This is a genomic window from Streptomyces sp. NRRL B-1140 (assembly GCF_001280065.1).
Classification (GTDB): Bacteria; Actinomycetota; Actinomycetes; order Streptomycetales; family Streptomycetaceae; genus Streptomyces.
The window spans coordinates 1-10,632 of sequence record NZ_LGEA01000140.1 but is presented as its reverse complement, the minus strand read 5'-3'; the positions used below and the strand labels follow the sequence as shown (position 1 = coordinate 10,632).

The following is a 10,632-nucleotide window of genomic DNA, read 5'->3' as shown; positions in this document are numbered from 1 at the left end:
GCGGCCGGCGATCCGGTGGGCCATGGGCAGCCACAGGGTGACCAGTTCGTCCCGGACGGCCTCCCGCTCGGGTCCCTCCTCCAGCTCCGCCATCCGGGCGAAGAGGGCGGCGGTGTCGGGGGCGTCGTCGTGACGCCGCCGGGAAGCGGGGGTCGTCGTTTCGGGCGTGCCGGGACGATGGGTGGGCGTTTCGATGAGCATGCGGATTCGCTCCTGAACGGTGGTTTCAGGGACTGACCGCGGGAAGGACGCCGCCCGGATCGCCTGGAGGGGCCTCCGGGGCAGTCATACCGCTCCCGCTGGCGCGCCTCCGGTCCGAAGCACGAAACTGCGTCTGCCCTGCACCCGGGGGAACAAACTCCGCTTTGCAGTGCAATCTGTCGGGGGCCGTCTCACGGGCGTTCAGAACAGGGGCACGACTGCGGTGATGCACTTGCCCCCGGCAGGCAGGTCCGACACCCGTACGTCGCGGGCCAGCCGGCAGACGATGGGCCAGCCGTGGCCGCCGTGCCGGATGCGTCCGTGCGGGTCGGTGCGCGGCACGGTCACGGGCAGCGCGTCACTGCGGTCACTCACCGAGACGCGTACGCCGGGGTCGTCGACGTCCACCTGGAAGTCGGTGATACCGCCGCCGTGCAGGATGGCGTTGGTCGTCAGCTCCGAGGCGACGAGCAGTGCGTCGGACAGGGCGGCCCTGTCACACGGGGTGTGGGTGGCACGGCAGCGTTCGGCCACGGCCAGCTCCACCGCCCGGCGCGCCTCGGCGGGCTTGCACGGCCGGGCCCGGTGAGCGCCGGGCGGCTCGCCTACGGATTCGATCATGTGCTCCTCGCACATTCTGCAGCTCCCTGAAAGCACGGACGGATGAACGGGTCCGGACCGCGTTCCGGGGCCGCCCGCAGAGGTCTGCCCGGGCCCTCGGACCCGCTGTCCGCTCGACCTGCCGCGGCGTTCGGCGGTACGCACCGCGTGAGCGCCGCGGTCCTACTCTTCGGCTCACCTCTGACCGCACCTGCAAACCTCCGGTCGGGCCGGAGGGCCCGAAGACGCCTCGAACGGCCGGGGGGCGGGTGCCATCTCCGCGCGCTGGGCGGGTACGCGGTGTGCATGACCGATGTGGTGGATTCGGACGAGCTGTTGCGGCGCATCCGGCGTGCCAGGGAGTGCGCGGTGCAGGAGGAGCGGACGTGGCGGTCCAGGAGCGAGGCACTGGAAGCGACCGACCCGCAGGGGGCCCGGGACGCGGCCGTGCGGCGGATGTCCTACGAGGCGGTGCTGCGGGTGCTGGACGAGATCGTGACGCCGGGCAGGCACGGGCCGGAGAGCTGACCGGAGGACTCCTCTGGGCCGTCCGGGTGTGACCGGATTGCGGGAGCACACGCCGGGCACCCGGTGCGCATGACAGCCGACCACACGCGAGCACCGGTTCTGGAAGCCCTGGACGAGTACCGACGCAAGGGGAATCTGTCGTTCACACCGCCCGGGCACAAGCAGGCCCGCGGCGCGGACCCGGCGGTCCGGGAGGTTCTCGGTGACGCGGTGTTCCACGGGGACGTGCTGGCCTCGGGCGGGCTGGACGACCGGCTGACCCGTGGCCGGGTGCTGCAACGCGCGCAGGAGTTGATGGCCGACGCGGTGCACGCCGAGCACACGTTCTTCAGTACGTGCGGCAGCTCCTTGTCGGTGAAGGCCGCGATGCTGTCGGTCGCGGGGCCGCACGAGAAGCTGCTGGTGGGGCGGGACGCGCACAAGTCGGTGGTGGCGGGCCTGATCATCTCCGGTATCGAGCCGGTCTGGGTCGAGCCCCGCTGGGACGCCGAGCGGAACCTCGCCCATCCCCCGTCCGCCGAGGAGTTCGACCGGGCCTTCGACGCGCACCCGGACGCACGGGGCGCCCTGGTCACGAGTCCCACGCCGTACGGGGGCTGCGCGGACCTGCGGGCGATCGCCGACGTGTGTCACCGGCGCTCACGGCCGCTGATCGTCGACGAGGCGTGGGGCGCGCATCTGCCCTTCCATCCCGAGCTGCCGTCGTGGGCGATGGACGCGGGCGCGGACATCTGCGTGACCAGCATCCACAAGATGGGCAGCGGTCTGGAGCAGGGGTCGGTCTTCCACCTCCAGGGCGATCTGGTGCCGCCGGAGCTGCTGGGGATGCGCGCGGACCTGCTGGGCACCACCAGCCCGTCGGTGCTGATCTTCGCGGGTCTCGACGGGTGGCGGCGGCAGATGGCGCTGCACGGCGAGGAACTGATGGGCGGTGCGCTGCACCTGGCGGCCGAGGTCCGGGCCTCCATCGAGGAGATCGACGGCCTGCACGTCAACGGCCGGGACGACTTCTGCGGCCCGGGGCTGGCCGACGACCTCGATCCGCTGCCCGGCGTCATCGACCTCACGGAGCTCGGGATCACGGGTTTCCAGGCGGCGGACTGGCTGCGCGAGCACCGGCGGATCGACGCGCATCTGGTGGACCACCGCCGGATCGGCGCGCAGATCACCCACGGCGACGACCGGGAGACCACCGGGCAGTTGCTGGAGGCGCTGCGGGACCTGGCGCGGGCGGCGCCTGATCTGCCCAGGGCGCCGCGGGTGGAGGTGCCGTCCCCCGCGGAGCTGCGGATGGAGCAGGCGGTGCTGCCCCGGGACGCGTTCTTCGGTCCGGCCGAAGCCGTGCCGGTGTCCGAGGCGGCCGGTCGGGTCGCGGCCGAGATGATCACGCCGTATCCCCCCGGCATCCCCGCCGTCCTTCCCGGTGAGCGCCTGACGGAGCCGGTGCTGGCGTACTTGCGGACGGGACTGGAAGCGGGCATGCACCTGCCCGACCCCGAGGACCCGCAACTGAAGACGGTCCGGGTGCTCGCGCGGTGACCCCGAGCGTGAAACGGGTCACGCAACCCGGTCTTCGGGTGCGCACCCATCCCTCGAATGGTTTACGGTTCATGTATACGTGGTGACGGAGTCGACTCCTGGTCCTCCGTGCACCACCGCGTACGGCCCTGGCTGGTCCCCCCGTCCAGCCAGGGCTTTTTCATGCCCGGGCGGCCCGCCGGAAGAAGTGCCGTACGCCGAGGTGCCCACGGCCCCGGCAGCGGCTGAAATGGGCTTAAGGCTTGGCACACCACCGCAGTCGACCGCCCGGCGAGGAGTCCGCGTCATGACCAAAGCGATCAAACTCCTGACCGCCCTGCCCCCGCCGCAGCGGCAGCGCCTGATGACGCTCGCGCGGGAGGTGTCCTTCCCCGAGGACGCCCGGATTTTCGAGGCGGACGGCACGGCCGACCGCTTCTGGGTCATCCGCTCCGGCGCCGTCTCACTGGACCAGCAGGTGAACTCCCTGCAGCGGGTGACCGTGGCCAGCCTCGGCGCGGGCGACCTGCTCGGCTGGTCGTGGCTGTTTCCTCCGTACACCTGGGACTTCGGCGCGGTGGCGTTCAGCCCGGTGCGGGCCTACGAGTTCGACGCGGGGGCCGTGCTGGAGCTGTGCCGGGAGGACCCGGAGCTCGGGATGATGCTGGTGCGCAACGTGGCCGAGGTGCTCGCCCACCGTCTGGAGATGACCCGGGGCAAGCTGATGGAGCAGTACACGCTGCACCGGCGCGGAGCCCTCTGAGCCACCCGGGACCTCAGACCCGGTAGCGGCGCAGCGCCGGTACGGCGGTGGCCAGCACCAGCATCACCGCGACGACCAGCAGTCCGCCGCCCGCGACGGCGGTGCGGGGGCCGAAGGCCGATCCGGCGGTGCCGTGCAGCACGTCCGCCAGGCGCGGTCCGCCCGCCACGACGACCGTGAAGACGCCCTGCATGCGCCCGCGCATCTCGTCGGTGGCGGCGGACAGCAGGATCGCCCCGCGGAAGACCATGGAGACCATGTCGGCCACACCGGCCAGAGCGAGGAAGGCCACCGCGACCCAGAGGTTGCCGCTCAGTCCGAAACCCGTGACGGCCACGCCCCAGACGACCACCGCCCCGATGACCATCAGGCCGTGCCGCCGGGCCCGGGAGAAGGTGCCGGAGAACAGTCCGCCCAGCACCGCCCCGATGGGGATCGCCGCGAACAGCAGGCCCAGCGCGAGCCCTTCGCCGTACGGGGCATAGGTTTGGGAGGCGAGCTGCGGGAAGAGGGCGCGGGGCATGCCGAGGACCATGGCGACGATGTCGGCCAGGAAGGACAGCAGCAGCACGGTGTGGCCGGAGATGTAGCGGAAGCCGGCGGCTATCTCTTTCACGCCCGCGCGCCGCACCGCCGTGCCGGCCAGGGGCGGCAGCGAGGGCAGCCGGTACACGGCCCAGACCGTCACGCACAGCGCCAGCGCGTCGATGAGGTAGAGCTCGGGCAGGCCGATCACGGGGATGAGGGCGCCGGCGAGCAGCGGGCCGGCCACCTGGCCGGTCTGCATCACGGTCGAGCCGAGGGCGTTCGCGGCGGGCAGTTCGTCCGTGGGAACCAGCCTTGCTATGGAGGCGTTGCGGGCCGGGGCGTTGAGGCCCCAGAAGGCCTGTTGCACGGCGAGCAGCAGCATCAGCGCGGTCACCGACTCCAGTCCGGCGAAGGCCTGGAGCCAGAACAGCAGCGAGGTGACGGCGATGCCGCTGTTGGTGATCAGCAGCAGCTTGCGCCGGTCCATGGTGTCGGCGACGGCGCCGCCCCACAGCGCGAACACGATCAGGGGCACGAGGCCGGCCAGACTCGCGGCGCCCACCCACGCCGAGGAGCCGGTGATGTCGTAGATCTGCTTGGGGACGGCGACGGCGGTGAGCTGGCTGCCGACGGCTGTGACGACCGTCGAGCCCCACAGCCGCCGGTAGGCGGGACGACGCAGGGGGCGGGTGTCCATGACCCAGCGCCGCCGGCCGCGCCGCCGGGGCCCCTCGGATTCGCCTTCCCGCTCTTGGTTTGTGCTCTCGCTCGTGTCCACGCGCCGCTTCCTGGATGCTCGCTACATCTTTCCGGGCGGGGATCACTATCGCACCAGCCCGGCGGCGGCCCGCGACCGAGGGGGTCAACTGCCCACGACGAGCACCGCGCCGAGCACGATCATGGTGGCGGCGACCAGGCCGTCCAGGACGCGCCAGGCGGCGGGCCGGGCGAGGAAACGGCCGAGCATGCGGGCGCCGAACCCGAGGGCGGTGAACCAGCACAGGCTGGCCAGCACGGCACCGAGGCCGAAGGTCCAGCGCAGTGAACCGTGATCGGCGGCGACGGACCCCAGCAGAAACACGGTGTCGAGGTAGACGTGCGGATTGAGCCAGGTCATCGCCAGGCAGGTGAGCACGGCCCGGCGCACCGACCCGGCCGCCTCTCCCTCGGTCCGCAGCGCGCCCCCGCCCGGCCGGACCACCCGGCGGGCGGCCAGGGCGCCGTAGCACAGCAGGAAGGCGCCGCCGATCCAGCCGACCGCCGTGAGGGCACCCGGCCACTTCACCACCACCGCTCCGACCCCGCCGACCCCGAGCGCGATCAGTGCCGCGTCGGACAGGGCGCAGATCCCGACGACGGCGAGGACGGCCTGGCGACGGATCCCCTGCCGCAGGACGAAGGCGTTCTGGGCGCCGATCGCGACGATGAGGGACAGTCCGGTGCCGAAACCGGCGGCGCCGGCGGTGAAGGTGCTGGTCATGGCGTCGACGCTACGGAGACTCCCGGGTCGGGTCCAGCTAATGATTCTTACGTATCATTAGCTCACGTGATGACAGATCTTCCGCTGGACCAGGTCCGGACCCTCCTCGCCGTCGTGGACGAGGGGACGTTCGACGCCGCGGCGGCCGCGCTGCACGTCACGCCGTCGGCGGTCAGCCAGCGGGTCAAGGCACTGGAGCAGCGCACGGGGCGGGTCCTGCTGCTGCGGACGAAGCCGGTGCGGCCGACCGAGTCGGGCGAGGTCCTGGTGCGGCTCGCCCGCCAGGTGGCACGGCTGGAGCACGACGCCCAGGCGGAGCTCGGACTGAGCGGTGCCGGAGAGCCGACCCGGGTGTCGGTGGCGGTGAACGCCGACTCGCTGGCCACCTGGTTCCTCCCGGTCCTCACCCGCGTGCCGCGGGAGCTGCGGCTCTGCTTCGAGCTGCGCCGCGAGGACGAGGACCACACGGCGGCTCTGCTGCGGGAGGGCGCGGTGATGGCGGCGGTGACCTCGTCGCCGGATCCCGTACCGGGCTGCTCGGTGCGGTCGCTCGGCCGGATGCGCTATCTGCCCGTGGCCGCGCCGGACTTCGCCGTGCGGCACCTCGGCGGGCCCCTGGCGCGGGCGCTCGGCGAGGTGCCCGTGGTGGTCTTCGACCGCCGTGACGACTTCCAGGACGGTTTCGTCCGCGGGCTCACCCGGGGGCGCGGCGGCGCGAGTGCGCTGCGGCACTACGTGCCGACCTCCGAGGGCTTCGTCGAGGCCGTCGCCGCCGGGCTGGGCTGGGGTCTGGTGCCGGAAGCCCAGGCGGACCCCCTGCTGCGTGACGGCCGGCTCGTCGGCATCGCCCCGCGGCGCACGGTCGACGTGCCGCTGTACTGGCAGCAGTGGAAGCTCGACTCGCCGGCGCTCGCTCAGGTGGCGGAGACCGTGACGGCGACCGCGGCGGAGGCGCTGCGGGCCTGACACCTCAGTCGCGGCCGGCCGCCTCCAGCCGCGCCGCCGCGCTGTCCAGCAGCATCTCCAGGGCCGTCGGGTAGGCGCTGGTGAGCATCCGGGTGGCCAGCAGCGGCGCCGCCTCGGCGATGCGGGGGTGGGTGGCGGCGGGCAGGCGTGCGTACGTCGAGCGCCACATGCCCTCGTCGGCGTGGAGCGAGTCGCTGGGCAGGGCCAGCGAGGCGGCGTCCAGCGCGGCGAAGGCCAGCGTCTGGTCGATGAAGGCGTGGTAGATGCGCACGGTCTCGGGCAGCGGGAAGCCGGCCGTGCGCAGGACGTCCAGGACGGCCTCGTCGGCGGCCAGCTCATGGGCCCGGCCCGTGACGCGGTTGGTGGTCAGCAGCGCGGCCTGCGGATGGGCGAGATACGCGGCGTGGATGCGCAGCCCGAAGGACCGCAGGTCCGCCCGCCACTCCCCCGTGCGCCGCCAGCCCTGAAGCGCCTGGCCGATGAGCGCGTCTCCGATGGCGAGGGTCAGCTCGTCCATGCCCCGGAAGTACCGGTAGAGCGTGCTCGGGTCGGCGTCCAGCGCGAGGCCGAGCCGGCGGGCGGTCAGCCCCGCGCTGCCGTGTTCGCGCAGCATGCGCAGCGCGGTGTCGACGATCAGCTCCTCGGACAGCACGGTGCCGTTCTTGGTGGGCCTGCGCCGGCGGCGCTTGTCCTCCGGCACCACGGGCTTGGGCACGACGGGCTCCCTCCTTATGCCAACGCCATTGACCTTATGTCACGGGACGGCGTTTCATCTCTCCCAGGGCCCGTCACGTTCTTCGCAAAAAGGGAGTTTCTGTCATGCGTGTACTGCTCGTGGGAGCCGGTGGTGTGGGCGGGGCCATCACCCGGATCGCGGCCCGGCGGCCGTTCTTCGAGGCCATGGTGGTGGCCGACTACGACCCCGGCCGCGCCGAGGCGGCGGTCGCGGCGCTCGGCGGCGACACGCGCTTCACGGCGGAGCAGGTCGACGCGGGCGACGAGAGTGCCGTCGCCCGCCTGCTCGCCCGGCACCGCTGCGACGTTCTCCTCAACGCCACCGATCCCCGCTTCGTGATGCCGCTGTTCCGCGCGGCGCGCGCCGCGGGCGCCACGTATCTCGACATGGCCATGTCGCTGTCGCGTCCGCACGCCGAGCGGCCGTACGAGGAGTGCGGGGTCAAGCTGGGCGACGAGCAGTTCGCGCAGGCCGAGGACTGGGAGAAGGAGGGACTGCTGGCTCTCGTCGGCATGGGTGTGGAACCGGGCCTTTCCGACGTCTTCGCGCGGTATGCCGCCGACGAACTCTTCGACGAGATCGAGGAGATCGGCATCCGCGACGGCGCGAACCTGGCCGTCGACGGCTACGACTTCGCGCCCTCGTTCAGCATCTGGACCACCATCGAGGAGTGCCTCAACCCGCCGGTCGTCTACGAGGACGGGAAGGGCTGGTTCACCACCGAGCCGTTCAGCGAGCCCGAGGTCTTCGACTTCCCCGAGGGCATCGGCCCGGTCGAGTGCGTGAACGTGGAGCACGAGGAGGTGCTGCTCGTCCCGCGCTGGGTCGGCGCCCGCCGGGTGACCTTCAAGTACGGCCTGGGGCGGGAGTTCGTCGAGACGCTGCGGACCCTGCACCTGCTGGGCCTGGACCGCACCGAACCGGTCACCGTGCCCGGGCCGGACGGGCCGGTGAAGGTCTCGCCCCGGGACGTGGTCGCCGCGTGCCTGCCCGATCCGGCGACACTGGGCGAGCGGATGCACGGCAAGACGTGCGCGGGCACCTGGGTGCGGGGCGTGAAGGGCGGTGAGCCGCGGGAGGTGTACCTCTACCACGTGGTCGACAACCAGTGGTCCATGGCCGAGTACGGCTCCCAGGCCGTGGTGTGGCAGACGGCGGTCAACCCCGTCGTCGCACTCGAACTCCTCGCGACGGGCGCCTGGTCCGGTGCCGGAGTACTCGGCCCGGAGGCCTTCCCCGCCCGGACGTTCCTGGACCTGCTGACGGACTACGGCTCCCCCTGGGGCATGCGGGAGCAGTGAACGACTGTCCGGGAACGCCCTGTTTCACCGGGCATCGACAGGTCACCCGATAGAGAGTAAGCATCCGAGAGAGCACGTTTCTACTGCGATGCAGGTGACTTCGATGGACAACTGGCGAGACCACGCTGCCTGTCGGCACGAGGACCCCGAGCTCTTCTTCCCGATCGGCACCTCCGGCCCGGCTCTGTTGCAGACGGAACAGGCCAAGGCCGTGTGCCGACGGCGCTGCCCCGTGCAGGACGAGTGCCTCCAATGGGCTCTGGACACGGGGCAGTCCATCGGCGTGTGGGGCGGGACCAGCGAGAACGAACGGCGCGCGCTGAAGCGCCGCGCGGCCGCCCGGCGCCGCTCCGGCTGACAGGGGCTGCCGCCCCCCCTGGGGGTCCTGGTGCCGCGGCGGGCGGCGTTCGCCACTCCTGGACGGCGAACGTCGCCCGCCGCGGCACCACATCTGTTGCGAAAGTGGCGCCGCGGGGCAGGCGCCACTTTCGCAACGTACCTAGCCGCGCCGCAGCGGCCCCCAGGGGTTTCCCTGCCGGGCCACCTCCGCCTTCGCCTCGTCGATCACCTGCTGATCGAGTCGGCACATCGGGCGGACGTCGGTGACCAGCGGTTCGTTGTCGGGCCCGCGGGCGGTCTCTTTGCCGGTGAGTACCCAGGGGTGCACGCCCGGCCCCTTGTCGTGCGGAAGATGCGCGTAGTCGTGCAGACGGCGGGCCACCCAGACCCGCACCGGCCGGCCCTCCCACCACTCCTCGACGCCGAGCGGGCTGGCGGACAGCCCCGGCAGGGACACGCCCGTCAGGTCGTCGGTGCTGGAGACCTCGCGGAGATCGATCTCCGGGCCGCGCGACCAGCGGACGTACAGGCCCCGGTGCCGCTCGACGAGCCCGGCGAGTTCGTCGAGTGACCGTACGACCCGCAGATCGTCCTGGGCAGTCATGCCATGACCTCCTTTCCCGAAGCGTTCGACGTGGTCAGGCGGACGGAGTACCCGCGCCCGGCACGAGCGGAACCGGCCGTTCGTTACCGAGCGGTGGGGGCAGCCGGCCGGGGTTAGGCTCGCGGCACCCCCGTACCGCCGCGGAGAGGAGCCGATCATGAGCGTGCGCGTGCGCCGTGTCTACGATCCCGCCGAGCCGGAGGACGGTACGCGGGTCCTGGTGGACCGGCTGTGGCCGCGCGGTCTGGCCAAGGACGTGGCGCGGGTGGACGAGTGGCCGAAGGCGCTCACCCCCTCGACGGAGCTGCGCCGCTCGTACCACGCGGGCGAGGCTTCGTACGAGGTCTCCTCCGACGAGGCGTCCGCGGCGCTCGACGGTGTGCGTGAGCTGGCCCGTGAGGGCGACGTGACTCTGCTGACCGCGTCGAAGACGCCCGAGCGGAGCCACGCCACCGTGCTGGCCCGCCTCATCGAATCCTGACGAGACGGTCCGTCCCCGCGGGTCAGGCGGTCTGCTTGGCGGCCGCCCGCCCCGCCGCCCGGCCCGAGAAGAGGCAGCCGCCGAGGAAGGTGCCCTCCAGGGCGTTGTAGCCGTGGACGCCGCCACCGCCGAATCCGGCCACCTCGCCGGCCGCGTAGAGTCCGTCGATCGGCTTGCCGTCGGTCCCGAGGGCGCGGGAGTCCAGGTCGGTCTGGATGCCGCCGAGGGTCTTGCGGGTGAGGACGTGCAGCTTGACACCGATCAGCGGTCCGGCCGCCGGGTCGAGGATGCGGTGCGGGGTGGCGACCCGGCCGAGGCGGTCGCCGATGTAGCGGCGGGCGTTGCGGATGCCCTGCACCTGGGCGTCCTTGGCGTAGGGGTTGGCGATCTGCAGGTCGCGGGCCTCGATCTGGCGGCGGATGCCGGCCGCGTCCAGCAGCGGCTTGTCGGTGAGCGCGTTCATCTTCTCGACGAGCTGCTCGAGACCGGCCGCGGTGACGAAGTCGGCGCCCTTGCGCAGGAACGCGTCGACCGGTCCGGGCGCGCCCTTGCCGAGGATGCGTTCCTTGAGGAATCCGGCACGGTCC

At 72.3% G+C, this 10,632-nt stretch carries 13 protein-coding genes and 1 pseudogene; 7 read left to right on the top strand and 7 right to left on the bottom strand.

What is annotated here, in order from left to right:
* Positions 1-201 (bottom strand): annotated as a pseudogene (locus ADK65_RS33150) (B/F/G family RNA polymerase sigma-70 factor); the annotation flags it as partial.
* 201 nt (positions 202-402) lie between these two features.
* Positions 403-837, bottom strand: a complete 435-nt coding sequence (locus ADK65_RS33145; protein ID WP_053674743.1) for an ATP-binding protein — start codon at positions 835-837, stop codon at positions 403-405.
* A gap of 270 nt (positions 838-1,107) precedes the next feature.
* On the opposite strand from ADK65_RS33145, the gene ADK65_RS33140 reads away from it, so the two are divergent.
* The 3 genes from ADK65_RS33140 (at position 1,108) to ADK65_RS33130 (ending at position 3,610) form a co-directional block, all read left to right on the top strand.
* Positions 1,108-1,329, top strand: a complete 222-nt coding sequence (locus ADK65_RS33140) for a hypothetical protein (protein WP_053674740.1) — start codon at positions 1,108-1,110, stop codon at positions 1,327-1,329.
* Between the two features lie 69 nt (positions 1,330-1,398).
* Positions 1,399-2,868 (top strand): aminotransferase class I/II-fold pyridoxal phosphate-dependent enzyme, encoded by a 1,470-nt coding sequence (locus tag ADK65_RS33135; protein ID WP_053674739.1) that lies wholly within the window; start codon positions 1,399-1,401, stop codon positions 2,866-2,868.
* A gap of 286 nt (positions 2,869-3,154) precedes the next feature.
* On the top strand, positions 3,155-3,610 hold the full coding sequence (locus ADK65_RS33130) for a cyclic nucleotide-binding domain-containing protein (protein WP_053674736.1): 456 nt from the start codon (positions 3,155-3,157) through the stop codon (positions 3,608-3,610).
* Positions 3,611-3,623: 13 nt separating this feature from the next.
* On the opposite strand, the gene ADK65_RS33125 is transcribed toward ADK65_RS33130, so the two are convergent.
* Both ADK65_RS33125 and ADK65_RS33120 read right to left on the bottom strand, forming a co-directional pair.
* Complete coding sequence (locus ADK65_RS33125; RefSeq protein ID WP_053674735.1) at positions 3,624-4,916, bottom strand: MFS transporter; 1,293 nt, start codon at positions 4,914-4,916, stop codon at positions 3,624-3,626.
* 84 nt (positions 4,917-5,000) lie between these two features.
* A complete protein-coding gene (locus tag ADK65_RS33120) occupies positions 5,001-5,618 on the bottom strand; it encodes a LysE/ArgO family amino acid transporter (protein WP_053674733.1) in 618 nt (205 codons plus the stop codon).
* Positions 5,619-5,687: 69 nt separating this feature from the next.
* Here ADK65_RS33120 and ADK65_RS33115 point away from each other — a divergent pair, with 69 nt between their 5' ends.
* Positions 5,688-6,584 carry a LysR family transcriptional regulator ArgP gene (locus ADK65_RS33115; RefSeq protein WP_053674731.1) on the top strand — a complete coding sequence of 299 codons (897 nt, stop codon included), beginning with the start codon at positions 5,688-5,690 and terminating at the stop codon, positions 6,582-6,584.
* A 4-nt stretch (positions 6,585-6,588) separates the two neighbouring features.
* Here ADK65_RS33115 and ADK65_RS33110 read toward each other — a convergent pair whose 3' ends face one another.
* Positions 6,589-7,299 carry a TetR/AcrR family transcriptional regulator gene (locus tag ADK65_RS33110; RefSeq protein WP_053674729.1) on the bottom strand — a complete coding sequence of 237 codons (711 nt, stop codon included), beginning with the start codon at positions 7,297-7,299 and terminating at the stop codon, positions 6,589-6,591.
* Between the two features lie 104 nt (positions 7,300-7,403).
* Here ADK65_RS33110 and ADK65_RS33105 point away from each other — a divergent pair, with 104 nt between their 5' ends.
* Together ADK65_RS33105 and ADK65_RS33100 are read left to right on the top strand one after the other, a co-directional pair.
* Positions 7,404-8,621, top strand: coding sequence for a saccharopine dehydrogenase family protein (locus ADK65_RS33105; RefSeq protein ID WP_053674727.1), 1,218 nt, complete (start codon positions 7,404-7,406; stop codon positions 8,619-8,621).
* Positions 8,622-8,724: 103 nt separating this feature from the next.
* Entirely contained in the window at positions 8,725-8,979 is a 255-nt protein-coding gene (locus ADK65_RS33100) for a WhiB family transcriptional regulator (protein WP_053674725.1), read from the top strand.
* 141 nt (positions 8,980-9,120) lie between these two features.
* Here the strand turns inward: ADK65_RS33100 and ADK65_RS33095 are convergent, their stop codons facing one another.
* On the bottom strand, positions 9,121-9,564 hold the full coding sequence (locus ADK65_RS33095) for a DUF6098 family protein (protein ID WP_053674724.1): 444 nt from the start codon (positions 9,562-9,564) through the stop codon (positions 9,121-9,123).
* Between the two features lie 157 nt (positions 9,565-9,721).
* Between ADK65_RS33095 and ADK65_RS33090 the strand changes: the two genes are divergently transcribed.
* Positions 9,722-10,045 (top strand): DUF488 domain-containing protein, encoded by a 324-nt coding sequence (locus tag ADK65_RS33090; protein ID WP_053674722.1) that lies wholly within the window; start codon positions 9,722-9,724, stop codon positions 10,043-10,045.
* Positions 10,046-10,067: 22 nt separating this feature from the next.
* Here the strand turns inward: ADK65_RS33090 and ADK65_RS33085 are convergent.
* A partial coding sequence (locus ADK65_RS33085) for an FAD-binding protein (protein ID WP_159038856.1) occupies positions 10,068-10,632 on the bottom strand: 565 nt, incomplete at its 5' end.

Coding starts and splice junctions, on each gene's coding strand:
- ADK65_RS33090 (WP_053674722.1), top strand. CDS start 9,722: ATGAGCGTGCGCGTGCGCCGTGTCTACGATCCCGCCGAGCCGGAGGAC.
- ADK65_RS33095 (WP_053674724.1), bottom strand. CDS start 9,564: ATGACTGCCCAGGACGATCTGCGGGTCGTACGGTCACTCGACGAACTC.
- ADK65_RS33105 (WP_053674727.1), top strand. CDS start 7,404: ATGCGTGTACTGCTCGTGGGAGCCGGTGGTGTGGGCGGGGCCATCACC.
- ADK65_RS33145 (WP_053674743.1), bottom strand. CDS start 837: ATGTGCGAGGAGCACATGATCGAATCCGTAGGCGAGCCGCCCGGCGCT.
- ADK65_RS33100 (WP_053674725.1), top strand. CDS start 8,725: ATGGACAACTGGCGAGACCACGCTGCCTGTCGGCACGAGGACCCCGAG.
- ADK65_RS33135 (WP_053674739.1), top strand. CDS start 1,399: ATGACAGCCGACCACACGCGAGCACCGGTTCTGGAAGCCCTGGACGAG.
- ADK65_RS33130 (WP_053674736.1), top strand. CDS start 3,155: ATGACCAAAGCGATCAAACTCCTGACCGCCCTGCCCCCGCCGCAGCGG.
- ADK65_RS33115 (WP_053674731.1), top strand. CDS start 5,688: ATGACAGATCTTCCGCTGGACCAGGTCCGGACCCTCCTCGCCGTCGTG.
- ADK65_RS33140 (WP_053674740.1), top strand. CDS start 1,108: ATGACCGATGTGGTGGATTCGGACGAGCTGTTGCGGCGCATCCGGCGT.
- ADK65_RS33120 (WP_053674733.1), bottom strand. CDS start 5,618: ATGACCAGCACCTTCACCGCCGGCGCCGCCGGTTTCGGCACCGGACTG.